At 68.1% G+C, this 26884-nt stretch carries 24 protein-coding genes; 12 read left to right on the top strand and 12 right to left on the bottom strand.

The window, feature by feature from the left end:
* The first annotated feature begins 61 nt into the window (after positions 1 to 61).
* On the top strand, positions 62 to 220 hold the full coding sequence (locus tag IHE47_RS13735; RefSeq protein WP_192106730.1) for a hypothetical protein: 159 nt from the start codon (positions 62 to 64) through the stop codon (positions 218 to 220).
* Positions 221 to 484: 264 nt separating this feature from the next.
* On the opposite strand, the gene IHE47_RS13740 is transcribed toward IHE47_RS13735, so the two are convergent.
* From IHE47_RS13740 to IHE47_RS13765, 6 genes are all read right to left on the bottom strand, one after another.
* Complete coding sequence (locus tag IHE47_RS13740; protein WP_343227486.1) at positions 485 to 961, bottom strand: low molecular weight protein-tyrosine-phosphatase; 477 nt, start codon at positions 959 to 961, stop codon at positions 485 to 487.
* On the bottom strand, positions 958 to 1731 hold the full coding sequence (kdsB, locus tag IHE47_RS13745) for a 3-deoxy-manno-octulosonate cytidylyltransferase (RefSeq protein WP_192106733.1): 774 nt from the start codon (positions 1729 to 1731) through the stop codon (positions 958 to 960). Before kdsB ends, IHE47_RS13740 begins: the two co-directional genes overlap by 4 nt.
* Positions 1732 to 1851: 120 nt before the next feature.
* Entirely contained in the window at positions 1852 to 3162 is a 1311-nt protein-coding gene (gene aroA / locus IHE47_RS13750; protein ID WP_192106735.1) for a 3-phosphoshikimate 1-carboxyvinyltransferase, read from the bottom strand.
* On the bottom strand, positions 3159 to 4247 hold the full coding sequence (gene pheA, locus IHE47_RS13755; RefSeq protein WP_192106737.1) for a prephenate dehydratase: 1089 nt from the start codon (positions 4245 to 4247) through the stop codon (positions 3159 to 3161). Before pheA ends, aroA begins: the two co-directional genes overlap by 4 nt.
* Positions 4248 to 4318: 71 nt before the next feature.
* Positions 4319 to 5404 (bottom strand): 3-phosphoserine/phosphohydroxythreonine transaminase, encoded by a 1086-nt coding sequence (serC, locus tag IHE47_RS13760; RefSeq protein WP_192106739.1) that lies wholly within the window; start codon positions 5402 to 5404, stop codon positions 4319 to 4321.
* Between the two features lie 411 nt (positions 5405 to 5815).
* A complete protein-coding gene (locus IHE47_RS13765; RefSeq protein ID WP_192106741.1) occupies positions 5816 to 6583 on the bottom strand; it encodes an FHA domain-containing protein in 768 nt (255 codons plus the stop codon).
* Positions 6584 to 6709: 126 nt separating this feature from the next.
* Here IHE47_RS13765 and IHE47_RS13770 point away from each other — a divergent pair, with 126 nt between their 5' ends.
* The gene (locus IHE47_RS13770; protein WP_192106743.1) at positions 6710 to 6985 is read left to right on the top strand and encodes a polyhydroxyalkanoic acid system family protein; all 276 of its coding nucleotides are present in this window, start codon (positions 6710 to 6712) and stop codon (positions 6983 to 6985) included.
* 146 nt (positions 6986 to 7131) lie between these two features.
* A complete protein-coding gene (infA, locus tag IHE47_RS13775; protein ID WP_077485337.1) occupies positions 7132 to 7350 on the top strand; it encodes a translation initiation factor IF-1 in 219 nt (72 codons plus the stop codon).
* A gap of 132 nt (positions 7351 to 7482) precedes the next feature.
* Here the strand turns inward: infA and clpA are convergent, their stop codons facing one another.
* The gene (gene clpA / locus IHE47_RS13780) at positions 7483 to 9756 is read right to left on the bottom strand and encodes an ATP-dependent Clp protease ATP-binding subunit ClpA (RefSeq protein ID WP_192106745.1); all 2274 of its coding nucleotides are present in this window, start codon (positions 9754 to 9756) and stop codon (positions 7483 to 7485) included.
* Between the two features lie 63 nt (positions 9757 to 9819).
* Positions 9820 to 10146, bottom strand: a complete 327-nt coding sequence (clpS, locus tag IHE47_RS13785; RefSeq protein WP_192106747.1) for an ATP-dependent Clp protease adapter ClpS — start codon at positions 10144 to 10146, stop codon at positions 9820 to 9822.
* A 114-nt stretch (positions 10147 to 10260) separates the two neighbouring features.
* Here clpS and IHE47_RS13790 point away from each other — a divergent pair, with 114 nt between their 5' ends.
* Genes IHE47_RS13790 through hflD form a run of 3 tightly spaced genes read left to right on the top strand, consistent with a single transcriptional unit; the run spans position 10261 to position 12499 of the window.
* On the top strand, positions 10261 to 10746 hold the full coding sequence (locus tag IHE47_RS13790) for an NUDIX hydrolase (protein ID WP_192106749.1): 486 nt from the start codon (positions 10261 to 10263) through the stop codon (positions 10744 to 10746).
* Positions 10743 to 11855 carry a tRNA 2-thiouridine(34) synthase MnmA gene (mnmA, locus tag IHE47_RS13795; RefSeq protein ID WP_192106751.1) on the top strand — a complete coding sequence of 371 codons (1113 nt, stop codon included), beginning with the start codon at positions 10743 to 10745 and terminating at the stop codon, positions 11853 to 11855. Before IHE47_RS13790 ends, mnmA begins: the two co-directional genes overlap by 4 nt.
* Before the next feature lie 20 nt (positions 11856 to 11875).
* A complete protein-coding gene (gene hflD, locus IHE47_RS13800) occupies positions 11876 to 12499 on the top strand; it encodes a high frequency lysogenization protein HflD (protein ID WP_192107211.1) in 624 nt (207 codons plus the stop codon).
* Between the two features lie 188 nt (positions 12500 to 12687).
* Here hflD and IHE47_RS13805 read toward each other — a convergent pair whose 3' ends face one another.
* Positions 12688 to 13581 carry a LysR family transcriptional regulator gene (locus tag IHE47_RS13805; RefSeq protein ID WP_192106753.1) on the bottom strand — a complete coding sequence of 298 codons (894 nt, stop codon included), beginning with the start codon at positions 13579 to 13581 and terminating at the stop codon, positions 12688 to 12690.
* Positions 13582 to 13725: 144 nt separating this feature from the next.
* Complete coding sequence (gene acnB, locus IHE47_RS13810; RefSeq protein ID WP_192106755.1) at positions 13726 to 16317, bottom strand: bifunctional aconitate hydratase 2/2-methylisocitrate dehydratase; 2592 nt, start codon at positions 16315 to 16317, stop codon at positions 13726 to 13728.
* 342 nt (positions 16318 to 16659) lie between these two features.
* Here acnB and acnA point away from each other — a divergent pair, with 342 nt between their 5' ends.
* Together acnA and IHE47_RS13820 are read left to right on the top strand one after the other, a co-directional pair.
* The gene (acnA, locus tag IHE47_RS13815; protein ID WP_192106757.1) at positions 16660 to 19407 is read left to right on the top strand and encodes an aconitate hydratase AcnA; all 2748 of its coding nucleotides are present in this window, start codon (positions 16660 to 16662) and stop codon (positions 19405 to 19407) included.
* A gap of 204 nt (positions 19408 to 19611) precedes the next feature.
* Positions 19612 to 21303 carry an AMP-binding protein gene (locus IHE47_RS13820; RefSeq protein ID WP_192106759.1) on the top strand — a complete coding sequence of 564 codons (1692 nt, stop codon included), beginning with the start codon at positions 19612 to 19614 and terminating at the stop codon, positions 21301 to 21303.
* Positions 21304 to 21360: 57 nt separating this feature from the next.
* Here IHE47_RS13820 and IHE47_RS13825 read toward each other — a convergent pair whose 3' ends face one another.
* Complete coding sequence (locus IHE47_RS13825) at positions 21361 to 21726, bottom strand: PilZ domain-containing protein (RefSeq protein WP_192106761.1); 366 nt, start codon at positions 21724 to 21726, stop codon at positions 21361 to 21363.
* A 616-nt stretch (positions 21727 to 22342) separates the two neighbouring features.
* Here IHE47_RS13825 and IHE47_RS13830 point away from each other — a divergent pair.
* Genes IHE47_RS13830 through arsC form a run of 4 tightly spaced genes read left to right on the top strand, consistent with a single transcriptional unit; the run spans position 22343 to position 25867 of the window.
* On the top strand, positions 22343 to 23221 hold the full coding sequence (locus IHE47_RS13830; protein WP_225561940.1) for a ScpA family protein: 879 nt from the start codon (positions 22343 to 22345) through the stop codon (positions 23219 to 23221).
* A 16-nt stretch (positions 23222 to 23237) separates the two neighbouring features.
* A complete protein-coding gene (gene scpB / locus IHE47_RS13835) occupies positions 23238 to 24050 on the top strand; it encodes an SMC-Scp complex subunit ScpB (RefSeq protein ID WP_192106764.1) in 813 nt (270 codons plus the stop codon).
* Complete coding sequence (locus tag IHE47_RS13840) at positions 24047 to 25519, top strand: pseudouridine synthase (protein ID WP_192106766.1); 1473 nt, start codon at positions 24047 to 24049, stop codon at positions 25517 to 25519. Before scpB ends, IHE47_RS13840 begins: the two co-directional genes overlap by 4 nt.
* A gap of 9 nt (positions 25520 to 25528) precedes the next feature.
* On the top strand, positions 25529 to 25867 hold the full coding sequence (gene arsC / locus IHE47_RS13845; RefSeq protein WP_192106768.1) for an arsenate reductase (glutaredoxin): 339 nt from the start codon (positions 25529 to 25531) through the stop codon (positions 25865 to 25867).
* Between the two features lie 276 nt (positions 25868 to 26143).
* On the opposite strand, the gene IHE47_RS13850 is transcribed toward arsC, so the two are convergent.
* On the bottom strand, positions 26144 to 26815 hold the full coding sequence (locus IHE47_RS13850; RefSeq protein WP_192106770.1) for a hypothetical protein: 672 nt from the start codon (positions 26813 to 26815) through the stop codon (positions 26144 to 26146).
* Positions 26816 to 26884 lie beyond the last annotated feature (69 nt).

The following is a 26884-nucleotide window of genomic DNA, read 5'->3' on the forward strand; positions in this document are numbered from 1 at the left end:
GGTCGGTCCGGCTTTGGCCGGTATCATGGGCGCTCCTGTCGCGTGCCTGGCGGAGATACCCATGGGTTGCCTGCCGATCCCCATCCTGTTCGTGCTCGGCGTGCTGATCGGCGACTGGCTGTGGGGCGACCAGGGTGCGCTGTGGGGTGCCGGCATCGGCCTCTTGCTCGGCCTGATCCTGTTCGGCGTCTTCATCGTGAAGTTGCGGCGACGGAGTTGATCTTGCCGGTCGCTCCGTTGAAAGCCGGTAGCCGATACCTGCCTGGCGTCTGTCATCTCGTCACCGCCGCGTATCCGGAAACCGGGGAACTCCACGAAGCCTCGGCTCCACACGCTCGTCATTCCGGCGCAGGCCGGAGGCGCCTCACGACAGCGAAGCTGGTCATCCGGCGACGGCATGGCCCGGACGCGTCATCGCTACCGGATCACGGCCCGCGCCGGGATGACGAGCGGAAGCGCGATTGATCAGGCAATCGCCAGGGCTTCAGCGATGGGCGACGCGCAAGCGCTCGATCAAACCGGCGACACCGCGTTCGGCCAATTCCACCGACGCGGCGAAACCGGCTGCGTCGCCGTACCACGGATCGGGAAATTCCAGCGGCGGCGCTGCACCCGTCCATTTGAGGAACAATGCGGCCTGTTCCGCCTGCCCGGGCGTAGCGGCGAATTTGCGCAGCCCGCGCAGGTTGTCGCGGTCCATCGCCAGCAACAGGTCGTGGTCCGCGAAATCGCGCGCGCGCAACTGGCGCGCGCGATGTTTCGACAAATCATGGCCCGCAGCGCGTGCCGCCGCGACCATGCGCGGATCGGCGCCCTCGCCCGCATGCCAGCCGCCGGTGCCGCAGGAGGCCACGGCCACGTCCAGCCCGGCTTCGGCCAGGCGCTTGCGCGCCACGGCTTCCGCCAGTGGCGAACGGCAGATGTTGCCGAGGCAGACGAACAGTACGCGTCGCACGCTCACCCTTGCGTCTTCAACCATTGCTCGGCACGCGCGAGGTCGGCTTCGGTATCGATGCCGGGCGGGAACGGTTCGGGGGTGAGCCGCACCGCGATGGCATGGCCGTGCTCCAGCACGCGCAACTGCTCCAGCGACTCGGCCTGCTCCAGCGGCGTGCGCGCCAGCCGCGCGTAGCGTGCGAGGAAACCGGCACGGTAGGCATAGATGCCGATGTGGCGCAGGAACGGCACGCCCGACGGCAGCGCTTCGCGGTTCGCGGCGAAGGCATCGCGCGCCCACGGCAGCGGCGCGCGGCTGAAATACAACGCGCGCCCGTCCGCGGCACGCACCAGCTTCACCACGTTGGCATCGAACAGTTCATGGGCGTCGGTGACGGGTGTCGCCAGCGTGGCCATCGGTGCGTCGTCCTCGGCCAGCGCGCGCGCCACTTCGCGGATGCCGGCCGCGGGCGCGAAGGGTTCGTCGCCCTGCAGGTTCACCACGATGGCGTCGTCCGCCCAACCGCACAGCGCGGCGCATTCGGCGAGGCGGTCGCTGCCGGACGCGTGGTCGGCGCGCGTCATGCACACCTTGACGCCCTGCCCGGCCAACGCATCGGCGATGCGCGCATCGTCCGTCGCCACCACCACGTCCACCGCGCCCGCCTGCAGGGCCCGCTGTGCCACGCGCACCACCATGGGCACGCCGGCGATTCCGCGCAGCGGCTTGGCCGGCAGGCGGGTGGAGCCGTAACGGGCGGGAATCGCGACGATGAAGGGCGGGACGTTGGGCATGGCGACCTCGGCATGGGCCGTCAAGCCTAACCCGCAGGTCCCTCCAAGGGTAGGAGCACCCTGTGCGCGAATGCTCCTGGCTTTATCAAGCATCAGAGCGTTCGCGCACAGGATGCACTCCTACGCGGAGACGGCCAGGTCGAAGCCGCAGGCGTTGGCCAGCTCCATGAAACCCGGGAACGAGGTGGCCACGTGGCGGCAGTCGTCGATGCGTACCGGCGCCTGCGCCACCAGCCCGGCCACCGCGAAACTCATCGCGATGCGGTGGTCGGTGAGGCTTTCCACCGTGCCGCCGGCGAGCTTGCCGCCGTGGATGGTCGCGCCGTCGGGCGTTTCGTCCACCGTGATGCCCAGTGCGCGCAGGCCGGCCGCCATCGCGGCGAGGCGGTCGGATTCCTTGACGCGCAATTCGGCGGCACCGCGGATGACGGTGCGGCCCTCGGCCACCGCCGCGGCGACGAACAGCGCGGGGAATTCGTCGATCATGTCCGGCACCAGCGCCTCGGGCAGATCGACGCCGTGCAGCGGCGCGTGGCGCACCACCAGGTCGCCCACCGGCTCGCCGCCGCTTGCGCGCGGATTCTCGACGCGGATGTCCGCGCCCATCAGGCGCAATGCTTCCAGCAGGCCGGTGCGGCGCGGGTTGAGCCCCACGGCGGGCAGGCGCAGCTCGGAGCCGGGCACGATGCTCGCGGCGACCAGGAAGAACGCGGCGGAGGAGAAGTCCGCCGGCACGTCCACGTCGGTGGCGCGCAACGCATGGCCGCCGGACAACTTCGCATGGCCGGGCTCGAACGCGATCGGCCAGCCGAACGCGGCCAGCATGCGCTCGGTGTAGTCGCGCGTGGGGTGCGGCTCGATGACTTCGGTTTCGCCTTCGGCATACAAGCCGGCCAGCAACAGCGCGGACTTCACCTGCGCGCTGGCCACCGGCAGCTCGTAGCGGATGCCCTGCAGGTGCTGACCGCCATGTACATGCAGCGGCGGCAGGCCATCCTGCGTATCGATGCGTGCGCCCATCGTGGCGAGCGGATTCGTGACCCGGCGCATCGGACGCTTCGAGAGCGAGGCATCGCCGACCAGGGTGCTGTTGAACGCCTGCCCGGCCAGCAGGCCGGCGAGCAGGCGCATGCCGGTGCCGGCGTTGCCGCAGTCCAGCGGATCCGCGCTTGCGCGCAGGCCATGCAGACCCACGCCGTGCACCACGCGCTCACCTTCGGCCGGCGTCTCGATGCGCACGCCGAGCTGCTGCAGCACCGCGGCGGTGGCGCGGGTGTCCTCTCCTTCGAGAAAGCCGCGGATGCGCGATGTGCCTTCGGCCAGCGCGCCGAACATCAGCGCACGATGCGAGACCGACTTGTCGCCCGGCACATTCACGCTGCCACGCAGCGGTCCGGCCGGACGACTGTCCCAATCCAGCCGCGCGCTCATGGCAAGGCCACCGGGTAGGAGCCGAGCACGCGCAGTTGCGCCACCGACTGCTCGATCTCCTTCACCGCCGCCTGCAGGGTTTCGTCCTGGATGTGGCCGGAGACGTCGATGAAGAACGCGTACTGCCACTTGCCGCTGTGCGCGGGGCGCGACTCGATGCGGTTGAGGCTCACGCCGTGCGCGGCGAACGGGCTGAGCACGTGGTACAGCGCGCCCGGCTGGTCGTTTACCGTGATCAGCAGCGAGGTGCGGTCGTTGCCCGAGGGCGGGAACAGCGAGCGGCCGATGACCAGGAAACGCGTGGTGTTGTCGGCACGGTCCTCGATGCCGGTGGCCAGCGTCTTCAGGCCGTACACCTTGCCCGCCGTCTCGCCGGCGATGGCGCCGGCGTCGTCGGCGTGGCGCGCCAGCCGCGCCGCCTCGGCATTGCTGCTCACCGCCTCGCAGGTCACGTGTGGCAGGTTCATGCGCAGCCAGGCCTTGCACTGCTGCAGCGACTGCGCATGCGCGTAGACGCGCTTGATCGATTCCAGGTTGCCCGCCATCGAATGCAGGCACTGGTGCACGCGCAGCTCCACCTCGCCGCAGATGCGCGCGTCGGAGGTGAGGAACATGTCCAGGGTGACCTGGATCATGCCCTGCCCCGAGTTCTCCACCGGCACCACGCCGAAGTCGGCATGCCCGGCGGCGACCTCCTGGAACACTTCCTCGATGCTGCCCAGCGGCAGACCGTAGGCGGCATGGCCGAAGTGCTTGCGCACCGCCTGCTCGCTGAAAGTGCCTTCGGGGCCGAGGTAGCCGATCTTCAGGGGATCTTCCTGCGCGAGGCAGGAGGACATGATCTCGCGGAACAGCCGTACCATCTCCGTATCCGGCAGCGGCCCCTTGTTGCGGTCCACCACCATGCGCAGCACGTGCGCCTCGCGCTCGGGGCGGTAATAGTCGATGGCGGAAAGGCCTTCGCCCTTCACCCGCGCCACTTCCTGCGCCCAGTTGGCACGCTCGGAGATCAGCTCCTGGATCTGCCGGTCGATGCTGTCGATGCGCTCGCGCACGTCGGACAGCGAGGTCTTGCTTTCGGTCATGGCGTGGTTCTGGGTCGTGTATCTGGATGGATAGAAGGCCAAACGCGGACGGTCGATGATGCCCGAAACGATCAGCCGTGTCGCGTCGCGAAGTCGCGCATGAAGGCGACCAGCGTATCCACCGCCTCCGGCGGCACCGCGTTGTAGAGCGAGGCGCGCATGCCGCCCAGTGCCTTGTGGCCCTTGAGCGCGAACAGGCCGGCCGCCTCGGACTCGGCGAGGAACAGCGCATCGAGCGCGCCGTCGCGCAGGGTGAACGGCACGTTCATGCGCGAGCGCGCGGCGGGATCGATCGCGTTGTGGTAGTAGCCGCCGGAACCGTCGATGGCGGCGTACAGGCGTTCGGCCTTGATGCGGTTGCGTTCGGCCATGGCGGCTAGCCCGCCCCGCTCCTTCAGCCACTGGAAGGTGAGCCCGGCGAGGTACCAGCCCCAGGTATTCGGCGTGTTGAGCATGGAGTCCTGCGCCGCATGCTCGGCGTAGCGGAAGATCTTCGCCATCGGCCGCGTGGCGCGCACCAGCAGGTCGCGGCGCGCGATCATCAGCACCAGGCCGGAGGGGCCGATGTTCTTCTGCGCTCCGGCGTAGATCAGGCCGAAGCGGCGCACGTCCAGCGGCGCGGAGAGGATGTCGGAGGACATGTCCGCCACCAGCGGCACGTCACCGGTGTCCGGCACCTCGTGGAACTGCACGCCGTGGATGGTCTCGTTCGGCGTGTAGTGCACGTAAGCGGCGCGCGGGTCGAGTTTCCACTCCGCACGCGGCGGCAGGCGGCGGTAGCCGTCGCCCTTGCTGCTGGCAGCCACGTTCACACGTACATAGGACGCAGCCTCGTTCGCGGCCTTCTCGCCCCAATGACCGTTGACGATGTAGTCGGCACCGTCGCCCTCGCCCGCCAGGTTCATCGGGATCTGCGCGAAGTGCTGGGTGGCGCCGCCCTGCAGGAACAGCACGGCGTAGTCGTCGGGAATCGCGGCGAGTTCCCGCAGGTCGGCTTCCGCCTGCGCCGCCATCGCGATGAAGCGCTTGCCGCGGTGCGACTGCTCCATCACCGACATGCCGCTGCCGTTCCAGTCCAGCAGTTCGCGTTGCGCGCGCTCAAGCACCTCGCGCGGCAGCGCCGCCGGACCCGCGCTGAAATTCCACACCTGGCTCACCGATAGCTCCACGTGGTTGTGTCCGCCGCATTATGGCGCGGCGCAGCATGGATGCGTCAATGAGATCCTGCGCCATTGAATAGATAGCGCGGCCGGGGATCGCCACCCGCTTGATTCCCGCGACCAGGGATGATCGCAAGGCAACGGAGTAGCGCGGCCTCGGGTGGCCGGCCGCTTGACTCCCGTGGTCACCTGATCAGCGTCACGTCTCAGCGGTGAGCCGATTGGCTCCTCCCCCTGCGTGCAGAGGGAGGTTGGGAGGGGGAAACCTTGCGAAAGACTCTCAATTGAATTGCTTTCGCAAGCGCTTGACCCCACCCCAGCCCTCCCCTGCACGCAGGGGAGGGAGACAGAACATGGCACGACTGGGACGCAACGTTGATCAGGCCGCGGCCTGGGGCGATCGCAAGGCTAAAACCGCATCCACAACACCAGCGCGATGCACAGCGCCAGCACGGCGGCGGTGACGATCAGCCACCACACCTCCCCCCGCGGCCCGGCGGCGTCTTCGGGCAGCGCCATCGCCTCCGGTTCGGGCGGCGCGACCACGGGTTCCGCTTCCATCCCCGGCGCATCGAGCACGAAACGATGCGGCCCCAGGCTGATCTGGTCGCCGGGCCGCAAGGCCAGGCGCTGCACCGTCGCGCCGTTCACGCGCAACGGATAGGTTGCCGAGGCCTGCACCACCTCGAGCACCAGGCGATCCTCCTGCCAGCCCAGCTTGAGGCTGGCCGTCTCGCCCTGCGGCAGTTCGAGCGGGCAACGGCCATAGGGCCCGAGCTCGAGGCCGTCGCCGATGGGAAACACGCGCCCCGACAGGGCGCCGGCCAACGCGCGCAAGGCGACGGTGCAGCGTGCCTGTGCCGGCGCCGTGGCGGTCTCGCGCTGTTCCGGCGCGACGTCGTCGCGCAGCAGCATGCGGCAATCGCCCACGCTCAGCATGTCGCCCGGGCGCAACAAGGCGCGTTCGCGCACCGGCCGTGCGTTCACGTACACGCGCGTGGCGGAGGGCAGCACCGCCAGCACCCAGCCGCGCTGGTCCTGCTCGATGCGCAGGTGCCGCGGCGCAGCCTGCCCGGCCGACAAGACCAGGTCGTTGTCCGCCGCACTGCCTATCCGCAATTGCGGTGCCGTCCACGGGAAATCTTCGCGGGCGGAATGGAGAAACTCGATGCGCATCGCCGTACCAATCCATTGACCGCGGCACTCTAGCATGCGGTTCCTGAGCGCTTGCGCATGCATTCGTATGCATCAAGCATGAGCATGGCATGGCTTATCATGCCCAGCCGTCCCCGGAGCACGCGCATGCCCAGCATCGACATCCAACGCCCCCACAAGCTGCCGTTGCCGGAAGCGCGCGCCGTGGTCGAGAAGGTCGCCGCGCGCATGCACGAGAAGTTCGACATCGCGGGCCGCTGGGAGGGCGACACCCTGCATTTCTCCCGCCCCGGCGTGAACGGCCAGATCGCGGTGGCCGGCGATGCGGTCCGCGTGCGCGCCGAGCTGGGCCTGCTGCTGTCCCCGCTCAAGGGCATGATCGAGCAGGAGATCCGGCGCAAGCTGGACGAGCATTTCGCCTGAGCGATCCGGCGATGCCCGGCGCGCCCTGCATGCCGTCGCTGGCGCGACGCCAGGCAACGCTCCAGGCGGGATTTTGACCGGACGCCCGGCCGTGGCATAATCGCCGGCTTGTGCGGCCAGCATGGCCGCTCTCCGACCCGGAACACATGGCCAAAGACGACGTCATCGAAATGGAAGGCACGGTCCTGGAGACCCTGCCCAACACCATGTTCCGCGTGCAACTGGAGAACGGGCACGTTGTCATCGCCCACATCTCCGGGCGCATGCGCAAGCATTACATCCGCATCCTCACGGGCGACAAGGTCAAGATCGAAATGACCCCGTACGACCTGAGCAAGGGGCGGATCACCTACCGCATGAAATAAGGCGGCTGCCGCACTGGATGAAAAGTGCAGCCATGGATGGCTGCCCGTGTGACCTTCGCGATCAAGGATGATCGCAAAATGTTATGAAAAGGCCGCGCAGTGCGCGGCCTTTTGTGTGCCTGAAACCCGCCGTTACTCGACTTCGACCGGCAGTTGCTCCGCCGCCTCGCAGTCCACCGACAGCTCGCCGTCCCGCACGCCCAGCGTCACCTTGCCGCCTTCGGCCAGCTTGCCGAACAGCAGCTCGTCGGCCAGCGCGCGCTTCACCTTCTCCTGGATCACCCGCGCCATCGGACGGGCGCCCATCTGCGCGTCGAAGCCGTGCTCGGCCAGCCAGCGGCGCGCCTCGGCGTCCACGTCCAGGCTGACGCGCTTGTCGGCCAGCTGCGCCTCCAGCTCGATCAGGAACTTGTCGACCACGCGCAGGATGTGCTCGAAGTCCAGCGAGTTGAACTGGATGATCGCGTCGAGGCGGTTGCGGAACTCCGGCGTGAAGGCACGGCGGATCACCTCCATCGAGTCGGTGCGGTGGCTCTGCTCCACGAAGCCGATGCTGCGCCGCGCCGCCTGCGCCGCGCCGGCGTTGGTGGTCATCACCAGGATCACGTTCTTGAAGTTCGCCTCGCGCCCGTTGGTGTCGGTGAGCACGCCGCGGTCCATCACCTGCAGCAGAATGTTGTAGACGTCGGGATGCGCCTTCTCGATCTCGTCCAGCAGCAGCACCGCGTGCGGATGCTTGGTCACCGCCTCGGTGAGCAGGCCGCCCTGGTCGAAGCCCACGTAGCCCGGGGGCGCGCCGACCAGGCGCGACACCGAGTGCGCCTCCATGTACTCGGACATGTCGAAGCGGATCATCTCGATGCCGAGCTGCATGGCGAGCTGGCGGGTCACCTCGGTCTTGCCCACGCCGGTGGGGCCGGCCAGCAGGAAGGAACCGATCGGCTTGGCCGGGTCGGCCAGGCCGGAGCGCGCCATCTTGATCGAGGCGGCCAGCGCCTCGATCGCGGCATCCTGCCCGAACACCACCATCTTGAGATTGCGCTCCAGGTTCTTCAGCACGTCGCGGTCGGAGGCCGACACCTGCTTGGCGGGGATGCGTGCCATCTTGGCCACGATGTATTCCACCTCGGGCACGTCGACCTTGCCGGTGCGCTGCGCCTCGGGCAGCAGGCGCTGGCGGGCGCCCGCCTCGTCGATCACGTCGATCGCCTTGTCCGGCAGCAGGCGGTCCGGGATGTGCTTCACCGACAGGTCCACCGCCGCCTTCAGCGACTCGTTGGTGTAGATGACGTTGTGGTGCTCCTCGAAGCGCGAGCGCAGGCCCTTGAGGATCTCGATGCTGTCGGCCACCGAAGGCTCGACCACGTCGATCTTCTGGAAGCGGCGGGCCAGCGCGCGGTCCTTCTCGAACACGCCGCGGTATTCCTGGAACGTGGTCGAGCCGATGCAGCGCAGTTCGCCCGAGGCCAGCAGCGGCTTGATCAGGTTGCTGGCGTCCATGGTGCCGCCCGAGGCGGAACCGGCGCCGATGATGGTGTGGATCTCGTCGATGAACAGGATCGCGCCCTGCTGCTTCTTGAGCTGGGCGATCACGCCCTTCAGGCGCTTCTCGAAGTCGCCGCGGTACTTGGTGCCCGCCACCAGCGCGCCGAGGTCCAGCGACCAGATGGTGGCGCCCTCCAGCACTTCCGGCACGTCGCCGTCGACGATGCGCTTGGCCAGGCCCTCGGCCAGCGCGGTCTTGCCCACGCCGGCGTCGCCCACGTACAGCGGGTTGTTCTTGCGGCGGCGGCACAGCACCTGGATGGTGCGCTCGATCTCGTCGGCGCGGCCGATCAGCGGGTCGATCTTGCCTTCCAGCGCGCGCTCGTTGAGGTTGCTGGCGAACTCGGCGAGCGGATTGCCCTTGGCCTCGCCGCCCTCCTCGCTTTCGCGCTCGCCACCGCCGGACGTGCCGGACGCCGGCTCCTCGCCCACCTTGGCGATGCCGTGCGAGATGTAGTTGACCACGTCGAGCCGGGTGATCTCCTGCTGGTGCAGGAAGTACACGGCGTGCGAATCCTTCTCGCCGAAGATCGCCACCAGCACGTTGGCGCCGGTGACCTCCTTCCGCCCCGAGGACTGCACGTGGTAGACCGCGCGCTGCAGCACGCGCTGGAAGCCCAGCGTGGGCTGGGTATCGCGCTCGTCGCCGTGCGGCAGCACCGGCACGGTCTCGGCGATGATCTTCTCGAGTTCGTGGGTGAGCCGCGGCAGGTCCACGCCGCAGGCGCGCAAGGCCCCCAGCGCGGACTGGTTGGCGGTGAGCGCGAGCAGCAGGTGCTCCACGGTCATGAATTCGTGGCGCTGCTCACGGGCCTGCTTGTAGCACTGGCCGATGGTGACTTCGAGATCCTTGCTGAACATCCGGACCGTCTCCGTTGCAATGGCTGGGCGGCTTGGCCGCGTTGGCTACGAAATGGGGGTGGCCTACAACTTTTCCATGGTGCAGAGCAGAGGGTGCTGATGCGAGCGTGAATATTCGTTGACCTGGGTGACCTTGGTCTCCGCCACCTCGCGGGTGAACACCCCGCATACGCCCTTGCCGCGAGTATGCACGTGCAGCATCACCTGCACGGCGCGCTCCTGGTCCAGCGCGAAGAAGCTGCGCAGCACCTCGACCACGAAATCCATCGGCGTGAAGTCGTCGTTGAGCAGCACCACCTGGAACAGCGGCGGCCTTGCCACTTCGGGCCTGGCGGTGTGCAGCGCCAGGCCATGGCCGCTTTCCTGCTCGTTTTCGTGTTCGTTGGACATGGATGACGATGTTCGTTCGACGGTTGCGATTATACGCCGCGCCGGCTGCGCACCCCGCGGCGACCGCGTTGGGATGTAGTGGCACAATGGCGTCTTTTCCAGCCCCCTCCCGCCATGCCGCCCGACTCCCCCACCGACGCCATCTGGCGCCCGCACGTCACCGTGGCCTGCGTGGTGAGTGACGGCGCGCGCTACCTGATGGTCGAAGAGGAAGTGAACGGACGGCTGGCGTACAACCAGCCCGCCGGCCACCTCGAGGACCACGAGCGCCTCGTCGACGCGGCCGTGCGCGAGACGCTGGAGGAAACCGGCTGGACGGTGATGCCCACCCACCTGATCGGCGTGCACCAGTGGCGCAGCACCGAGCACGGCGAAGGCGTGATCCGTTTCAGTTTCGCCGCCCGCCCCGTCAGCCACGATCCCGCGCGGCCACTGGACACCGGTATCCGCCGTGCCCTGTGGCTGGACCGCGCCGAAATCGCCGCGCTGGGCGAGCGCCTGCGCAGCCCGCTGGTGCTGGCGAGCATCGATGCCTGGCTGGCCGGCGCCCGCTTCCCGCTGGACGCGCTGCACGCCTGGCCGCACGGCGCCGCGCCATGAAGGTGATGCTGGGCATTTCCGGCGGCGTCGACTCCTCGGTGGCGGCGCTGCTGCTGCAGCAGGCCGGCCACACCGTCGAAGGCCTGTTCATGCAGAACTGGGAAGAGGACGAACGCAGCGGCCCCTGCACCGCCGACGCCGACCGCAAGGACGCCGTGGCCGTGTGCGGCCGGCTGGGCATCCCGTTCCACGCACGCAACTTCGCCGCCGAGTACTGGGACGGCGTGTTCGAACACTTCCTTGCCGAATACCGCGCCGGCCGCACGCCCAACCCCGACGTGCTGTGCAACCGCGAGATCAAGTTCAAGACCTTCCTTGACGAGGCACGCGCGCTGGGCGCGGAAAAGATCGCCACCGGCCACTACGCCCGCGTGGGCTGCGCGGACGGCGCATACCGCCTGCTGCGCGCAGTGGACGCGGCCAAGGATCAGACCTATTTCCTGCATGCGCTGGGCCAGGCCCAGCTCGCCGCCACGCTGTTCCCGGTCGGCGAGATCGAGAAGTCGCAAGTGCGCGGGATGGCCCGCGCGGCCAACCTGCCGACCCACGCGAAGAAGGATTCCACCGGCATCTGCTTCATCGGCGAACGCGACTTCCGCAGCTTCCTCGCCCAGTACATCCCCGCCCGCCCCGGCGAGATGCGCACACCGGAAGGCGAACGGGTCGGCGAACACCAGGGCGCGATGTACTACACGCTGGGCCAGCGCAACGGGCTGGGCATCGGCGGCCGCCACGGCGCCAGCGGCGAGCCGTGGTACGTGGTGGGCAAGGACGTGGCGGCCAACGTGCTCCACGTGGCGCAGGGCAATGCCAACCGCTGGCTGGATTCGCGCACGCTGCGCAGCGAGGCGCCGACCTGGGTGGCAGGCCACGCCCCAGCCGCGCATTTCCGCTGCACCGCCAAGACCCGTTACCGCCAGGCCGACCAGGCCTGCGAGGTGCGCGTGCTGGACGATGCTCTTGAAGTCCGCTTCGACACACCGCAACGTGCAGTGACGCCCGGCCAGTCGGTGGTGCTCTACGACGGCGAGGCCTGCCTCGGTGGCGCGGTGATCGCCGCCACTGACGCACCCTTCGGCGGCCTGTCCCCCATTCAAGACGAGAACTGACGGTGCTTGACGCTTTTGCGATGAACGAGGAACGCGTGCTGGCGCTGGCCGGCCTCTACCAGGCCTGCGCGCTGGCGCAGCAGCTGGCCAACCAGGGGCGCTGCGACGAGAGCGCGATGGACGCCGGCATCGCCAGCGTGTTCCGCATCGACGCACCCTCGGTGGTGGGCGTGTACGGCAACATCGCCAGCGTGCGGCTGGGCCTGCGCACCCTGGTGTCCCAGCTCGACGAAAGCAGCGACGACATGGCGGTGACGCGCATGGCGATGACCGTGATGCGGCTGGAACGCAACCTGTCCGGCCGCCAGGAACTGCTGGCCCGCCTGCAGCAGGGCATCCGCGCCGCGCAGCGGCAGGCCGAACATTTCGGCCAGGGCTCCAGCCAGGTCACCGCGCGGCTGGCCGAACTCTACGCCTCCACGCTGTCCACCCTGCGCCCGCGCGTGATGGTCAACGGCAACCCGCAGCACCTGCAGCAGCCGGCCGTCGTCGAGAAGGTGCGCAGCAACCTGCTCGCGGCGGTGCGCTCGGCGGTGCTGTGGCGCCAGCTCGGCGGCCGCCAGTGGCAGCTGCTGCTGTTCCGCAGGCAGTGCAGCATGCTGGCGCGGGGGCTGCTCACGGGTTCCACGCTCGACGGGCGTTGACGCCGCGCCTGCCCTTCTCCCCTCGGGAGAAGGTGGCGCGCAGCGCCGGATGAGGGTGCGGGCGAAGCACGGCGACGAACCCTGCGACCAGCTTCAACGGCACGTTTCACCCGCATCCTCACCCCAACCTCTCTCCCGCAGGGCGAGGGGCTCAACAGCGAAGATGGCAGACGTCCTCCTGTAGGCCGCTAGCCAAGCAGCTTCAACCCCGGCAACTGCTTCGCCAGCGCGCGCAGCAGCTTGGCGAAGGCGGCAAGATCGGCGCCCCATGGCGTGGCTTCGCGCCAGTACAGCGCGATCTCGCGACCCTGCGACTGTCCCTTGATCTTCGCCAGCACGATGTCGGGCTTGGAGGCCAGCCGCTCGTGCGCCAGCGCGGGCACCAGCGCGTGGCCGCCGCGCAAGCTGACCAAGGCGGCCAGGCTCTCCAGGCTCACGTCCTGCACGTGGCCGTCGCCGTCGGCATGGCTCTCGGCCATCAGGATCGCGTCGGCCTTGTCCAGTTGCTCCAGCGCCACGCTGCGCCGGCCGGCCAGCGGGTGGTCGGCGCGCAGCATCGCTTCCCACGGTTCGAAGAACAGCGGCTGCACCGCGATGCCGCTGGCCAGCGGCGCGAGCGGCGCGAGCACGGCATCGAGTTCCGCCTCGTGCAAGCGGCGCAGCAGGCCACGAGGTTTGCCTTCGGAAATGCCCAGACGCACGCCCGGAAAATGCTGCGGGAACGGCGCGATCAGGTGCGGCAGCAGGTAAGGCCCCAGCGAAGCCGGCACGCCCAGCCGCAGCTCGCCGCCAAAGGCCACGGCACCGGCGCGCGCGGTCTGCTGCAGCAATTCCGCCGCGGCGATCAGGGCATCGATGCGCTCCAGCAACCGCCAACCGCCAGCCGTCGGCACCACCTTGCGGCCGCCACGCTCGAACAGCGGCGCACCCAGCGCCTGCTCCACCTTCTGCACCTGGTGCGACAGGCCGGACGGGCTGATGTGCATGGCCCGCGCCGCGCTGTTGAAGCTGCCGTGGCGGTGCACCGCCTGCACCATCATCAGGTCGCGCAGCGAGATCGCCGAAATGTGCGAAGAGATCATCCGTGCGCCCGTGGTTGCCGCCATGGGCGAAGCATAAACGACGAAGCCCGGCATGCGGCCGGGCTTCGTCGCTTTGAGGAATGCGGCAAGCCTCGCCCTCTCCCCCTGCCCCTCTCCCGCAAGCGGGAGAGGGGAATGGCACGCTTACGCCGCGACGGTATCCGCGACTTCCTTGTAGTCCTGGATCTTGTCGAAGTTCATGTAGCGGTAGATCTTCTCGCCGTTGGCATTGATCACGCCGATGTCGGCCATGTACTCGTCCCTGGTCGGGATGCGGCCGAGGCGCGAGCAGATCGCGGCGAGTTCGGCCGAACCCAGGTACACGTTGGAGTTCTTGCCGAGGCGGTTCGGGAAGTTGCGGGTGGAGGTGGAGAACACCGTGGCGCCCTCGCGCACCTGCGCCTGGTTGCCCATGCACAGCGAGCAGCCCGGCATTTCCATGCGCGCGCCGGCGGTGCCGAAGGTACCGTAGACGCCTTCGTTGGTCAGCTCGCTGGCATCCATCTTGGTCGGCGGGGCCACCCACAGCTTGGTCGGGATGTCGCGCTTGCCTTCGAGCAGCTTGGCGGCGGCGCGGAAGTGGCCGATGTTGGTCATGCACGAGCCGATGAACACCTCGTCGATGGCGGCGCCAGCCACGTCGCTCAGCGTCTTCACGTCGTCCGGGTCGTTCGGGCAGGCCACGATGGGCTCGTGCACGTCGGCCAGGTCGATCTCGATGACGGCGGCGTATTCGGCGTCGGCGTCGCGCTCCAGCAACTGCGGGTTGGCCAACCAGGCTTCCATCGCCTTGATGCGGCGCTCGATGCTGCGCGGGTCCTTGTAGCCCTGCGCGATCATCACCTTCAGCAGGGTGATGTTGCTGTTGATGTATTCGATGATCGGTGCCTTGTCCAAATGCACCGTGCAGCCGGCGGCCGAGCGCTCGGCCGAGGCGTCGGACAGTTCGAACGCCTGCTCCACCTTGAGGTTCGGCAGGCCTTCGATTTCCAGGATGCGGCCCGAGAAGATGTTCTTCTTGCCCTGCTTGGCAACCGTGAGCAGGCCGCTCTTGATCGCGTACAGCGGGATGGCGTTGACGAGGTCACGCAGGGTCACGCCCGGCTGCAGCTCGCCCTTGAAGCGCACCAGCACGGATTCCGGCATGTCCAGCGGCATCACGCCGGTGGCGGCCGCAAAGGCCACCAGGCCCGAGCCGGCCGGGAACGAGATGCCGATCGGGAAGCGCGTGTGGCTGTCGCCGCCGGTGCCGACGGTGTCGGGCAGCAGCATGCGGTTGAGCCAGCTGTGGATCACGCCGTCGCCCGGGCGCAGCGAGATGCCGCCGCGCGTGCTGATGAATTCCGGCAGCGTGTGGTGGGTCTTCACGTCCACCGGCTTCGGGTAGGCGGCGGTGTGGCAGAACGACTGCATCACCAGGTCGGCCGAGAAGCCCAGGCAGGCCAGGTCCTTCAGCTCGTCGCGGGTCATCGGGCCGGTGGTGTCCTGCGAACCCACCGAGGTCATCTTCGGCTCGCAGTAGGTGCCCGGGCGCACGCCCTGGCCTTCCGGCAAACCAACGGCGCGACCCACCATCTTCTGTGCCAGCGTGTAGCCCTTGCCGGTGTCGGCCGGCTGCTGCGGCAGGCGGAACAGCGTGGAAACCGGCAGGCCCAGCGCCTCGCGCGCCTTGGCGGTGAGGCCGCGGCCGATGATCAACGGGATGCGGCCGCCGGCGCGCACTTCGTCGAACAGCACGTCGGACTTCACCTGGAACTCGGCGATGACTTCGCCGTTTTTCAGCGCCTTGCCTTCGTACGGACGCAGCTCGACCACGTCGCCCATGTTCATGTTGGACACGTCGAGTTCGATCGGCAGCGCGCCGGCATCTTCCATGGTGTTGTAGAAGATCGGGGCGATCTTGCTACCCAGGCACACGCCGCCGTAGCGCTTGTTCGGGATGAAGGGGATGTCCTCGCCCGTGAACCACAGCACCGAGTTGGTGGCGGACTTGCGGCTGGAACCGGTACCGACCACGTCACCCACGTAGGCGACCAGGTGACCCTTTTCCTTCAGCGATTCGACGAAGGCGATCGGGCCGCGCTTGCCGTCTTCTTCCGGCTGGAACGGCGCGCCGTCACGCTTGTTCTTCAGCATGGCGAGCGCATGCAGCGGGATGTCCGGGCGCGTGGTGGCGTCCGGCGCCGGCGACAGGTCGTCGGTATTGGTTTCGCCCGGCACCTTGAACACGGTGATGGTCAGGCTTTCCGGCACTTCCGGCTTGCTGGTGAACCACTCGGCGTCGGCCCAGCTCTGCAGCACGACCTTGGCGTTGGCGTTGCCCTTGTCGGCCTTTTCCTTGACGTCATGGAAGGCGTCGAACATCAGCAGGGTGTGCTTGAGCGCGTTGGCGGCGACGGTGCCGATCTGCGCGTCGTCGAGCAGCTCGATCAACGGATGGATGTTGTAGCCGCCGAGCATGGTGCCCAGCAGTTCGGTGGCCTTCTCGCGCGGGATCAGCGCGCACTGCTCGGTGCCAAACGCCACCGCCGCCAGGTACGAGGCCTTGACCTTGGCCGCGTCGTCCACGCCGGCCGGCACGCGGTTGGTGATCAGGTCGACCAGGAACGTTTCTTCGCCAGCCGGCGGGTTCTTCAGCAGCTCGACCAGCTCGGCGGTCTGCTGGGCCGACAGCGGCAGCGGCGGGATGCCCAGCGCGGCGCGCTCGGCAGCATGTTGGCGATAGGCGGTAAGCATGTGGCTCGTCCTGTGGCGGGGATTGGCTGCTCCCCTGCACAACGGGGGAGAGAGTCGTGGCGCTGCCTTTTTGCCCGTCATTCCTGCGCGGGCAGGCATCCAGTGTCGTCGCACCCGATGGTCCCGGGGCGCTGGATCCCGGCCTGCGCCGGGATGACGAGCAGAATCCGGAAGCTCATCGGCCGCCAATTTTGCCAGCCGCCCCACGCGACCGGCAACGGAAACCTGTTTCCGGCAGCGTTCGATATCGTGCAATGCGGCCTTGCAATACCGCTCACGTTCGGTGGCGTAGGATTCCTGGGGTTAACCCCATCGCCAGATTCGAGCCACCGGAGTCAAGCCATGCAGGATTCATTCGCCACCCGCGACACCCTCGCCGTCAACGGCCGCCAGTACCGCATCGCCAGCCTGGCCAGGCTGGGCCAGCGCTTCGACCTCAAGCGCCTGCCCTACTCGATGAAGATCCTGCTGGAAAACCTGTTGCGCCACGAGGACGGCGTCAACGTCACCGCGAAGGAAATCGAGGCGGTGGCGAACTGGGATGCGAAGAAGGAGCCGGACACCGAGATCTCCTTCATGCCCGCGCGCGTGGTGCTGCAGGACTTCACCGGCGTGCCCTGCGTGGTCGACCTGGCCGCGATGCGCGACGCGGTGGTGAAGCTGGGCGGCGACGCCAAGCAGATCAACCCGCTGGCGCCGGCGGAGCTGGTGATCGACCACTCGGTGCAGGTGGACGTGTACGGCTCGGAGTCCGCGCTGGAGCAGAACGTGGAGATCGAATTCCAGCGCAACCAGGAGCGCTACGGCTTCCTGCGCTGGGGCCAGAAGGCCTTCGACAACTTCAAGGTGGTGCCGCCACGCACCGGCATCGTGCACCAGGTGAACCTGGAGCACCTGGCGCGCGTGGTGTTCGCCGGCGAGGAGAATGGCGAGGCCTGGGCCTATCCGGACACCGTGTTCGGCACCGACAGCCACACCACGATGATCAACGGCATCGGCGTGCTGGGCTGGGGCGTGGGCGGCATCGAGGCCGAAGCGGCCATGCTGGGCCAGCCGTCCTCGATGCTGATCCCGCAGGTTGTGGGCTTCAAGCTCACCGGCAGGTTGTCCGAAGGCGTCACCGCCACCGACCTCGTGCTCACCGTCACCCAGATGCTGCGCAAGCTGGGCGTGGTGGGCAAGTTCGTGGAGTTCTTCGGCGACGGCCTCAGGCACCTGGCACTGGCCGACCGCGCCACCATCGGCAACATGGCGCCCGAGTACGGCGCCACCTGCGGCATCTTCCCCGTCGACCAGGAGGCGCTGAACTACCTGCGCCTGTCCGGCCGCAGCGAGGAACAGATCACGCTGGTGGAAGCCTATGCGAAGGCGCAGGGCCTGTGGCACGACGAGCACACGCCGCACGCCGAGTTCACCACCACGCTGGAGCTGGACCTGGCCGACGTGAAGCCCTCGATGGCCGGTCCCAAGCGCCCGCAGGACCGCGTGCTGCTGGGCGACGTGCGCAAGAGTTTCGAGGACGCCGTGGTCGGCCTCACCGCCTCGCGCAAGCCGCTGGCCAGCTCGATCGAGCGCTTCTCGGGCGAAGGCGGCGACACCGCGGTGGGCCACGCGGAGAGCGCTGCCGGCAAGGGCGAGCACGTCGAGTTGAACGGCGACAAGTTCAAGCTGGGCGACGGCGCCGTGGTGATCGCCGCGATCACCTCCTGCACCAACACCTCCAACCCGGCGGTGATGCTGGGCGCCGGCCTGGTGGCGAAGAAGGCCGCGGCAAAGGGCCTGAAGGCCAAGCCGTGGGTGAAGACCTCGATCGGGCCGGGCTCGCTGGTGGTCAGCGACTATCTCGAAAAGACCGGCCTGCTCAAGGAGCTGGAGAAGGTCGGCTTCTACATCGTCGGCTACGGCTGCACCACCTGCATCGGCAACTCCGGCCCGCTGCCGGTGGAGATCAGCAAGGGCATCGCCCAGGGCGACCTGGCCGTGGCCTCGGTGCTCTCCGGCAACCGCAACTTCGAGGGCCGCGTGCATCCGGAAGTGAAGATGAACTACCTGGCTTCGCCGCCGCTGGTGGTCGCCTACGCGCTGGCCGGCACGCTGGACATCGACCTCACCCGTGACCCGATCGGCACCGGCAGCGACGGCCAGCCGGTCTACCTCAAGGACATCTGGCCGAGCAACCAGGAAATCTCCGACACCATCGCCGGCGCGATCAACCCGGCGATGTTCGAGAAGAACTATGCCGACGTGTTCAAGGGCGACAGCCGCTGGAACCGCATCGCCTCGCCGGACGGCTCGGTCTACCAGTGGGGCGATTCCACCTACATCAAGAACCCGCCCTACTTCGACGGCATGACCATGGAGACCGGCAGGATCGAGGACATCCATGGCGCCCGCGTGCTCGGCCTGTTCGGCGACTCCATCACCACCGACCACATCTCGCCGGCCGGCTCGATCAAGAAGGACAGCCCGGCGGGCCGCTTCCTGATCTCGCGGGGCGTGGAGCCGAAGGACTTCAACTCCTACGGCTCGCGCCGCGGCAACGACGACGTGATGGTGCGCGGCACCTTCGCCAACATCCGCATCAAGAACCTGATGCTGGACGGCGTCGAAGGCGGCTACACCCTGCACGTGCCCAGCGGCGAGCAGATGGCAATCTACGACGCCGCCGTGAAGTACAAGGCCGACCAGACCCCGCTGGTGGTGCTGGCCGGCAAGGAATACGGCACCGGCTCCTCGCGCGACTGGGCGGCCAAGGGCACCCTGCTGCTGGGCGTGAAGGCGGTGATCGCCGAGAGCTTCGAGCGCATCCACCGCTCCAACCTGGTCGGCATGGGCGTGCTGCCGTGCACCTTCAAGGCGGGCGAGAACGCGCAGTCGCTGGGCCTGACCGGCAAGGAGACCTTCGACATCACCGGGCTGGACGACGGCAACGCGAAGCAGGCCACCGTCACCGCCACGGCCGCCGACGGCAGCAGCAAGCGGTTCACGGTGAACGTGATGCTGCTGACGCCCAAGGAGCGCGAGTTCTTCCGCCACGGCGGCATCCTGCAGTACGTGCTGCGCCAGCTGGCGGGCAGGAAAGCCGCCTGATGCCCCGCTTGTCTCCTCCCCCTGCGTGCAGGGGGAGGCTGGGAGGGGGTGGCTCTGCCCTTGCGTGAAAGCGCCACTTCTCCCCTGCGACGCGGGGAGGGAATAACCAGAAGCCCACGCCTTGCCGCCGTACGGACGCGCATGCTCCAATGCCGCGAGGGGCGTCGCCACCGCGGGCGATCACGATCAGGAGTCGAGCAAGCAATGAGCAACGAGCGTCCGTGGCTGGATCATTATCCGCAAGGCGTGTCCGCCGAGATCGACCTCAACGCCTACGCCTCGGTCGCCGCCGTGCTGGAAGAAGCCTTCCAGCGCTTTCGCGACCGCCCGGCCTTCGGCAATTTCGGCAAGCAGCTCAATTACGGCCAGATCGATGAACTGAGCCGCCAGTTCGCCGGCTACCTCACCGGCGTGCTCAAGCTCGGCAAGGGCGACCGCATCGCGATCATGATGCCCAACGTGCTGCAGTACCCGATCGCCCTGTATGGCGCGTTGCGCGCCGGCCTGGTGGTGGTCAACACCAACCCGATGTACACCGCGCGCGAGCTGAAGCACCAGCTCGAGGATTCCGGCGCCAAGGCCATCGTGGTGCTGGACAACTTCGCCGCCACGCTGCAGCAGGTGGTGGCCGATACCCCGGTACGGCACATCGTCACCACCGGCATCGGCGACCTGCTCGGCTTCCCCAAGGGCGCCGTGCTCAACTTCGTGCTCAGGCACGTGAAGAAGATGGTGCCGGCCTACCACCTGCCGCAGGCGGTGCGCTTCCGCGACGCGCTGGCGCAGGGCGCCGCGCATCCGCTGCCGCGGGTCGAGCTCGGCCACGGCGACCTCGCCTTCCTGCAGTACACCGGCGGCACCACCGGCGTGGCCAAGGGCGCCATGCTGACCCACGCCAACATGATCGCCAACATGCTGCAGGTGGGCGCCTGGATCGGCGATGCACTGAAGCCCGGCGAGGAAGTCGCCATCGGCGCCCTGCCGCTGTACCACATCTTCTCGCTGACCGCCTGCGGCATGGTGTTCACGCGGCTGGGCGCGCTCACGCTGCTGATCACCAACCCGCGCGACATGCCCGGCTTCGTCAAGGAACTGAAGAAGGCGCCCTTCTCGATCCTGCCCGGCGTCAACACCCTGTTCAACGGCCTGCTCAACACGCCCGGCTTCGCCGAGGTGGATTTTTCGCACCTGAAGATCTCGCTGGGCGGCGGCATGGCGGTGCAGCGTTCCGTGGCCGAACGCTGGCACAAGGTGACCGGTTGCGCCCTGGCGGAGGCCTATGGCCTCACCGAAACCTCGCCCGGCGTGTGCATCAATCCCACCGACCTGAAGGAATACAACGGCTCGATCGGCCTGCCGCTGCCCAGCACCGAGGTGGCGATCTGGTCGGAAGAGAACCGGCCGTTGCCGATCGGCGAGGTGGGCGAACTGATGGTGCACGGCCCGCAGGTGATGAAAGGTTACTGGCAGCGTCCCGACGAGACCGCCAAGGTGCTGGGCGACGACGGCTGGCTGCACACCGGCGACATCGCGAAGATGGACGCGAACGGCTACGTCTACATCGTCGACCGCAAGAAGGACATGATCCTGGTGTCCGGCTTCAACGTGTACCCGAACGAGGTGGAGGACGCGGTGATGCAGAACCCCGGCGTGGCCGAGGTGGCCGCGGTGGGCGTGCCGGACGAGCATTCCGGCGAGGTGGTGAAGCTGTTCGTGGTGCGCAAGGACCCGAACCTCACCGAGGAGGCGCTCAGGCAGTTCTGCCGCGACAACCTCACCGGCTACAAGCGGCCCAAGTACATCGAGTTCCGCGACGCGCTGCCCAAGAGCAACGTGGGCAAGATCCTGCGCCGCGAGCTGCGCGACGAGAAGAAGGCCGCAGCCACCGTCCACTGAAACGACGAAGGCCCCGCATGGCGGGGCCTTCGATGCAACCGGCTCCGGCGGGAGCGGTCAGTCCTTCCAGGATTCCAGGATGTCGGCGTAGCCGCCCAGCAGGTTCCACAACGGCACCTGCTTGTCCTCGGGGATGCAGACGTAGGAAAAGCCGACGTGGTGGTCGGCGACGCGCGCCACCTGCGCTTCCAGGTGGATGTGCAGGTCGCTGCCGAAGATCATGTCCAGCAGCCAGCTCTGGCCCACCTCACCAGTCCAGCCCAGCGGGCGGCGCAGCAGCACGCCGGTCGCGGAGATGTCCACCAGTTCGGTGGGATGCGACTCGACGCCGCGGCTCATCAGCACGGTCGTCTCGATCTGCATGCGCGCCGGACGCAGGTGTTCGCTCTCACTGCCAGGCATCTCGTTGCCGTCCCTCACCATGAAAGCTCCTCGATCGTCACATCCCGTCGTCGCCGTGGCGACGCTCCTGCGGATCGCACCTGCAAACCGTGTCCGCCATCACATTCAAGCAAGCCGCATGCCATCGCCGGAAATGGCGCTACAGCGCGCTTTTCCCCGCCTTTCGCCGGTGGCGACTGACGCATGCCGTCGTGTCGGACATCCCAGGGTCACTTGCGCGACTCCCACCACGGCCATGCCGTCGCGAACCAATCGCAGAGTGTTCCACAAGCGAGGCACGCATGGTACCCGCCAAGCCGCGCATACGCTGGACTTGTCGCCGGCCAGTCGCTACTCTTCGCCCACGCGTGGCGCCGCTGCCAGTTCCGGCGGCGATGCTGCCCACCCGATGCCCCAGCCAGACCATTCGATTCGTTGACGACGTTTCCCACGTCGCCGCATCGCCTTGCGCCAGCCTGACACAGCCGTGCTCCGCGCCGTCGTCCGGCGCAAGGCAACCCAACACAGACGCACTGCCGGCCGCCTTGCGGCCCAATGACACGCATCGATGAGCACCGAGCCAGTCGGGCCGCAGGGCCCGGACGCATCGCAGGACAACTTGCGGGACAATCAGGCGGCGCATCCCCAGCAGCAGGAAATGCCGCTGGCGATCGTGCGCGGCGAGCCGGTGCTGCAGATGCCGCAGGACCTGTACATCCCGCCGGACGCGCTGGAGGTCTTCCTCGAGGCGTTCGAAGGCCCGCTGGACCTGTTGCTGTACCTGATCCGCCGGCAGAACCTGGACATCCTGGACATTCCGATTGCCGAGATCACCCGGCAGTACATGGAATACATCGACATGATGCGGGACGTGATGCGGCTGGAGCTGGCCGCGGAATACCTGCTGATGGCCGCGATCCTGGCCGAGATCAAGTCGCGCCTGCTGCTGCCGCGGCCGCCCGCCGAGGAGGGCCTGGAGGACGACCCGCGCGCCGAGCTGGTGCGCCGCCTGCAGGAGTACGAACGCTTCAAGAAGGCCGCCGAGGACATCGAGGCCCTGCCCCGCATGGAGCGCGACACGGCCATTGCGCAGGCCGACACCGGCGAGCGCAACGTGATCAGGCTGCCGCCGCCGCTGGATCTCAAGGAAATGCTGCTGGCGCTCAAGGACGTGCTGCATCGTGCCGAACTGTTCGGCCACCATGCGATCAAGCGCGAGGCGCTCAGCGTGCGCCAGCGCATGGGCGAGCTGCTGGGCAAGCTGGAAGGCCAGGCCTTCCAGCGTTTCGAAACGCTGTTCGACGTCAGCGAAGGCCGCCTCGGCGTGGTGGTCACCTTCCTGGCCATGCTGGAGCTGGCCAAGGAAATGCTGATCGAGATCGTGCAGGAGGCCCCGCTCGCGCCGATCTACCTGAAGGCGCGCGTGAACGCCGAGGCGGCGCTCGCCGACGCGATGGAGCAGGACGACGCCGACGACCAGGACGCCGCGGAATCGGCGTTCGAGACACCGGATACCGCCGGCAACGGCACGCACTGAATCGGCACCGGGAACCATGCAGATCGAGCAACTCAAACCCATCGTCGAAGCGGCCCTGCTCGCCGCCAGCCAGCCGATGACGGTCGCCCAGATCGGCGACCTGTTCGGCGAAACCGACGAAGTCGGCCACGAGCAGATCGCCCGCGCGCTGGAAGCGCTGGCCGCCGACTGCGCAGGCCGCGGCGTGGAGCTGAAGGAAGTCGCCTCCGGCTTCCGCTACCAGGTGCGCCAGGAAGTGCACCCGTGGGTCTCCCGCATGTGGACCGAGAAGCCCAGCCGCTACTCGCGCGCCCTGCTGGAGACGCTGGCGCTGATCGCCTACCGCCAGCCGATCACCCGTCCGGAGATCGAGCAGATCCGCGGCGTGGTGGTCTCCAGCAACATCATCAAGACCCTGGAAGAACGCGAGTGGATCCGCGTGGTGGGCCATCGCGACGTGCCCGGCCGGCCGGCGCTGTTCGGCACCACCCGCGCCTTCCTCGACTACTTCAGCCTGAAATCGCTGGACCAGCTGCCGCCGCTGTCCGAAATCCGCGACATGGAAGACCCGCAGATGGGCTTCGAGCAGACCCCGCTGCCCGCCCGCATCATCAAGGACCTGCCGATCGACCCGGATGAAGCGGAAGACGCGGAAACGGCGGCCGAAGAACACGAAGACACCCGCGCGGGAACGGACGAGGCGCCCGCCGGATCCGGACCCGTCGCGGATACGACCGGACACGCCGCCGAACCCGGCGCAACCGAACCCTCCACTGCCGACGAGGCAGCGGCCCCCGCGGACGTCGAAGACGACGCAACCGCCCAGAACTCCCAGGAGCAACGCGCATGACTGCGCCGAAAAAATCCACCCTTTCCCTCAAGCGCGCGCCGGTCAGCGAGAGCGCGCCGCTGGAAGAACGCCTGCACAAGGTCCTCGCCAACGCCGGCCTCGGCTCGCGCCGCATGCTGGAACAGCGCATCCAGGCCGGCGAGGTCGAACTCAACGGCCAGCCCGCCACCATCGGCACCAGCGTGCACGCGGGCGACCGCGTGGTGGTCGACGGCAAGCAGTTCGTGGTCGCCACCGACAACCGCGGCGACACCGAGGTGCTGATCTACCACAAGCCCGAAGGCGTGCTCACCACGCGCGACGACCCCGAAGGCCGCCCCACCGTGTTCGAGCAGCTGCCGCGCCTCAAGGGTGCGCGCTGGGTCGCCGTGGGCCGCCTCGACATCAACACCACCGGCCTGCTGCTGCTCACCACCGACGGCGAACTCGCCAACGCGCTGATGCACCCCAAGAGCGGCATCGAGCGCGAATACCTCTGCCGCGTACACGGCGAGGTGCCCGACGAGGTGATCGAGAAGCTCAAGGCCGGTGTGGAGCTGGAGGACGGCCCCGCCCGCTTCGACGAGATCGCCGTGATCAGCCGCGGCGGCAGCCACAGCTGGTTCCGCGTGGTGATCCGCGAAGGCCGCAACCGCGAAGTGCGCCGGCTGTGGGACTCGCAGGGCTTCCTGGTCAGCCGCCTCAAGCGCATCCGCTACGGCAACGTCGAACTGCCGCGCACCCTGCGCCGCGACGACAGCGCCACGCTGGACGAGGAATCCGTGAAGCAGCTGCGCCAGGCCGCCGGCCTCGGCGCGCCGCAACCCGTGCTGACCCTGAGCCCGGTGCTGCACCAGCGCCGCGCCAACCGCAACGTCACCGAATACCGCCCAGAGGGTGGTGCCAGCGGCTGGAGCAGCGGCCACCAGGACGAGGCGCGCGAACTGCGCGCCTACGACCGCATCCGCGAGGAACCCGCGCGCGGCCGGCAGCAGCGTCGCCATCCCGGCAAGGAAGTGAACGGCAACGTCGCCCGTCCGGAACGCCCTTCCGGCAATGGTTTCCAGCGCAAGAACAAGCGCGGCATCGCGCCCGGCCAGGAGCTTCCCTCGGTGCGCACCTGGTTCGCCGGCGACAGCCGCGACGGCGGCGTGCGCCCGGCCGGTGGCGGCCAGGGCAACAAGCGTCGCGGCGGCAAGCCCGGCGGTGGCACCGGTGGCGCCCGCGGTGGCGCGGGCCACGGCGGCTTCGCCAATGCCAATCCGTACGGCAGCAGCTTCGGCGGCGGCCACGGCGGTGGTCATGGTGGACACGGCGGCTTCGGCAACAGCCACGGCAGCGAAGGCCGCCCCGCCGGCAACCGCCAGGGTGGCCGCGGTCGCCCGCAGGGCCAGGGCGGCAATCGCCCGCCGCAAGGCGGCGGCCGTCCCGGCGGCAACCGTCCGCATGGTCGCGGCGGCAGCGGTGGCGGCCGTTCCGGCAATCGCTGATCGCCGGCGATGATTCGCATCTACCACAACAACCGCTGCAGCAAGTCACGCGCCACGCTGGCGCTGCTGGATGGCCGCGACGTCGAGGTGGTGAACTACCTCGACACGCCGCCCGATGCCGCCGAACTGAAGCAACTGCTCAAGCTGCTCGGCATCCCGGCCCGCCAGTTGCTGCGCAGCGGCGAGGCCGCCTACCGGGAACTCGGCCTCGCCGATCCCGCACTGGACGAAAATGCCCTGATCGCCGCGATGGTCGCCCAACCGATCCTGATCGAACGCCCCATCGTGGTCGCCAACGGCAAGGCCGCGATCGGCCGGCCGCCGGAAGCGGTGCTGGCGATACTCTGACGCCGGCCGGCGGTGGCCTTGCCGCCTCCGGCTGGCGCCCCTCCGTCCCCGGCGGCATCGCCCCCGGTCAGGAACTGCCTTCGGTGCGCACGTGGTTCGCCGGTGACAGCCGTGATGGCGCAGCGCGTCCGGCGGGCGGCGGCCAAGGCATCAAGCATCGCGGCGGCAAGCCCGGCGGTGTGCGCGTACGCTTGGTGGCTGGGTGACAAAAAAAGGGTGGGCGGCGTCCCGATCTGTAACGCCGCGCCCCGCCATTTCCCTTTCCGGAAATCGGGTTCAGGGTGTGACCGGTGCCGGCGAATCGAGGGTCTCGCGCGTCCCCTTCAGGGTGCCTTTCACATACGCGATGACGGTACTTCCGTCCGGCGCGTATTGGGTAATGCTGAAATCGCCCGACATCGAGTTGTTGTCGTTGCTCAGCGTAATGTCTTCGCGGATGTTTGCAGGACCAATGTAGACGGTTCCGGTGTTGTCCCAGCTCAGCGCGAAATGATTGAGCTGGTAGGTATGCGCGCCGGTCTGTGCCCAGGTGCCCTCGCAGAAGTTTCCGCTCGGTGGTGGGAGCGTACCCGAATTCATGAACTCGCCCCCATCGGCATGCCAGGCCTGGAAACCGAAGTCGATCAAGGTGCCATCCGGCGTGCCGGGTCCGTTGCCTTCGGCGGTCTGGGTGTAATACCACAGGCCTGTAATCGGTTCGAGGAATTGCAGCGGATTGGGCATGGCCTTCGTCTTCGGCTGCGCAGCGGCGGCGACATTCCGGGTGGCTTCGGCCATGGACATCTGCCAGGCGGCCGCCGGCGAAAGTTTGGCCGGCGGCGCGATCATCCACTGACCGTTGGCCGACCTGACCAGGTTCAATCCGCAAGCCTTGGCCTGATGGGTCACGGCAACGGCGGACAGGCCGATCAGGGCCAGCGCGACGCTGGTATGCAAACGAGTAGTCATGGCGTTTTCTCCCGGTGTTGATTCGGCGCACTCTCGATGCGTCCGGGTATAAACTGCGCCGCGACAGGG

The organism is Rhodanobacter sp. DHB23 (assembly GCF_014842975.1).
Taxonomy (GTDB): Bacteria; Pseudomonadota; Gammaproteobacteria; order Xanthomonadales; family Rhodanobacteraceae; genus Rhodanobacter_A.

Excerpts from the sequence above, each read along its gene's own strand:
- IHE47_RS13735 (WP_192106730.1), top strand. The coding sequence starts at position 62 with ATGGGTTGCCTGCCGATCCCCATCCTGTTCGTGCTCGGCGTGCTGATC.
- kdsB (WP_192106733.1), bottom strand. The coding sequence starts at position 1,731 with ATGCCCAACGTCCCGCCCTTCATCGTCGCGATTCCCGCCCGTTACGGC.
- acnA (WP_192106757.1), top strand. The coding sequence starts at position 16,660 with ATGCAGGATTCATTCGCCACCCGCGACACCCTCGCCGTCAACGGCCGC.
- hflD (WP_192107211.1), top strand. The coding sequence starts at position 11,876 with ATGAACGAGGAACGCGTGCTGGCGCTGGCCGGCCTCTACCAGGCCTGC.
- IHE47_RS13790 (WP_192106749.1), top strand. The coding sequence starts at position 10,261 with ATGCCGCCCGACTCCCCCACCGACGCCATCTGGCGCCCGCACGTCACC.
- clpA (WP_192106745.1), bottom strand. The coding sequence starts at position 9,756 with ATGTTCAGCAAGGATCTCGAAGTCACCATCGGCCAGTGCTACAAGCAG.
- arsC (WP_192106768.1), top strand. The coding sequence starts at position 25,529 with ATGATTCGCATCTACCACAACAACCGCTGCAGCAAGTCACGCGCCACG.
- pheA (WP_192106737.1), bottom strand. The coding sequence starts at position 4,247 with ATGACCGAAAGCAAGACCTCGCTGTCCGACGTGCGCGAGCGCATCGAC.
- IHE47_RS13850 (WP_192106770.1), bottom strand. The coding sequence starts at position 26,815 with ATGACTACTCGTTTGCATACCAGCGTCGCGCTGGCCCTGATCGGCCTG.
- aroA (WP_192106735.1), bottom strand. The coding sequence starts at position 3,162 with ATGAGCGCGCGGCTGGATTGGGACAGTCGTCCGGCCGGACCGCTGCGT.
- IHE47_RS13825 (WP_192106761.1), bottom strand. The coding sequence starts at position 21,726 with ATGGTGAGGGACGGCAACGAGATGCCTGGCAGTGAGAGCGAACACCTG.
- IHE47_RS13805 (WP_192106753.1), bottom strand. The coding sequence starts at position 13,581 with ATGATCTCTTCGCACATTTCGGCGATCTCGCTGCGCGACCTGATGATG.
- acnB (WP_192106755.1), bottom strand. The coding sequence starts at position 16,317 with ATGCTTACCGCCTATCGCCAACATGCTGCCGAGCGCGCCGCGCTGGGC.
- IHE47_RS13770 (WP_192106743.1), top strand. The coding sequence starts at position 6,710 with ATGCCCAGCATCGACATCCAACGCCCCCACAAGCTGCCGTTGCCGGAA.
- IHE47_RS13840 (WP_192106766.1), top strand. The coding sequence starts at position 24,047 with ATGACTGCGCCGAAAAAATCCACCCTTTCCCTCAAGCGCGCGCCGGTC.
- IHE47_RS13820 (WP_192106759.1), top strand. The coding sequence starts at position 19,612 with ATGAGCAACGAGCGTCCGTGGCTGGATCATTATCCGCAAGGCGTGTCC.
- infA (WP_077485337.1), top strand. The coding sequence starts at position 7,132 with ATGGCCAAAGACGACGTCATCGAAATGGAAGGCACGGTCCTGGAGACC.
- IHE47_RS13765 (WP_192106741.1), bottom strand. The coding sequence starts at position 6,583 with ATGCGCATCGAGTTTCTCCATTCCGCCCGCGAAGATTTCCCGTGGACG.
- clpS (WP_192106747.1), bottom strand. The coding sequence starts at position 10,146 with ATGTCCAACGAACACGAAAACGAGCAGGAAAGCGGCCATGGCCTGGCG.
- mnmA (WP_192106751.1), top strand. The coding sequence starts at position 10,743 with ATGAAGGTGATGCTGGGCATTTCCGGCGGCGTCGACTCCTCGGTGGCG.
- scpB (WP_192106764.1), top strand. The coding sequence starts at position 23,238 with ATGCAGATCGAGCAACTCAAACCCATCGTCGAAGCGGCCCTGCTCGCC.
- IHE47_RS13830 (WP_225561940.1), top strand. The coding sequence starts at position 22,343 with ATGCCGCTGGCGATCGTGCGCGGCGAGCCGGTGCTGCAGATGCCGCAG.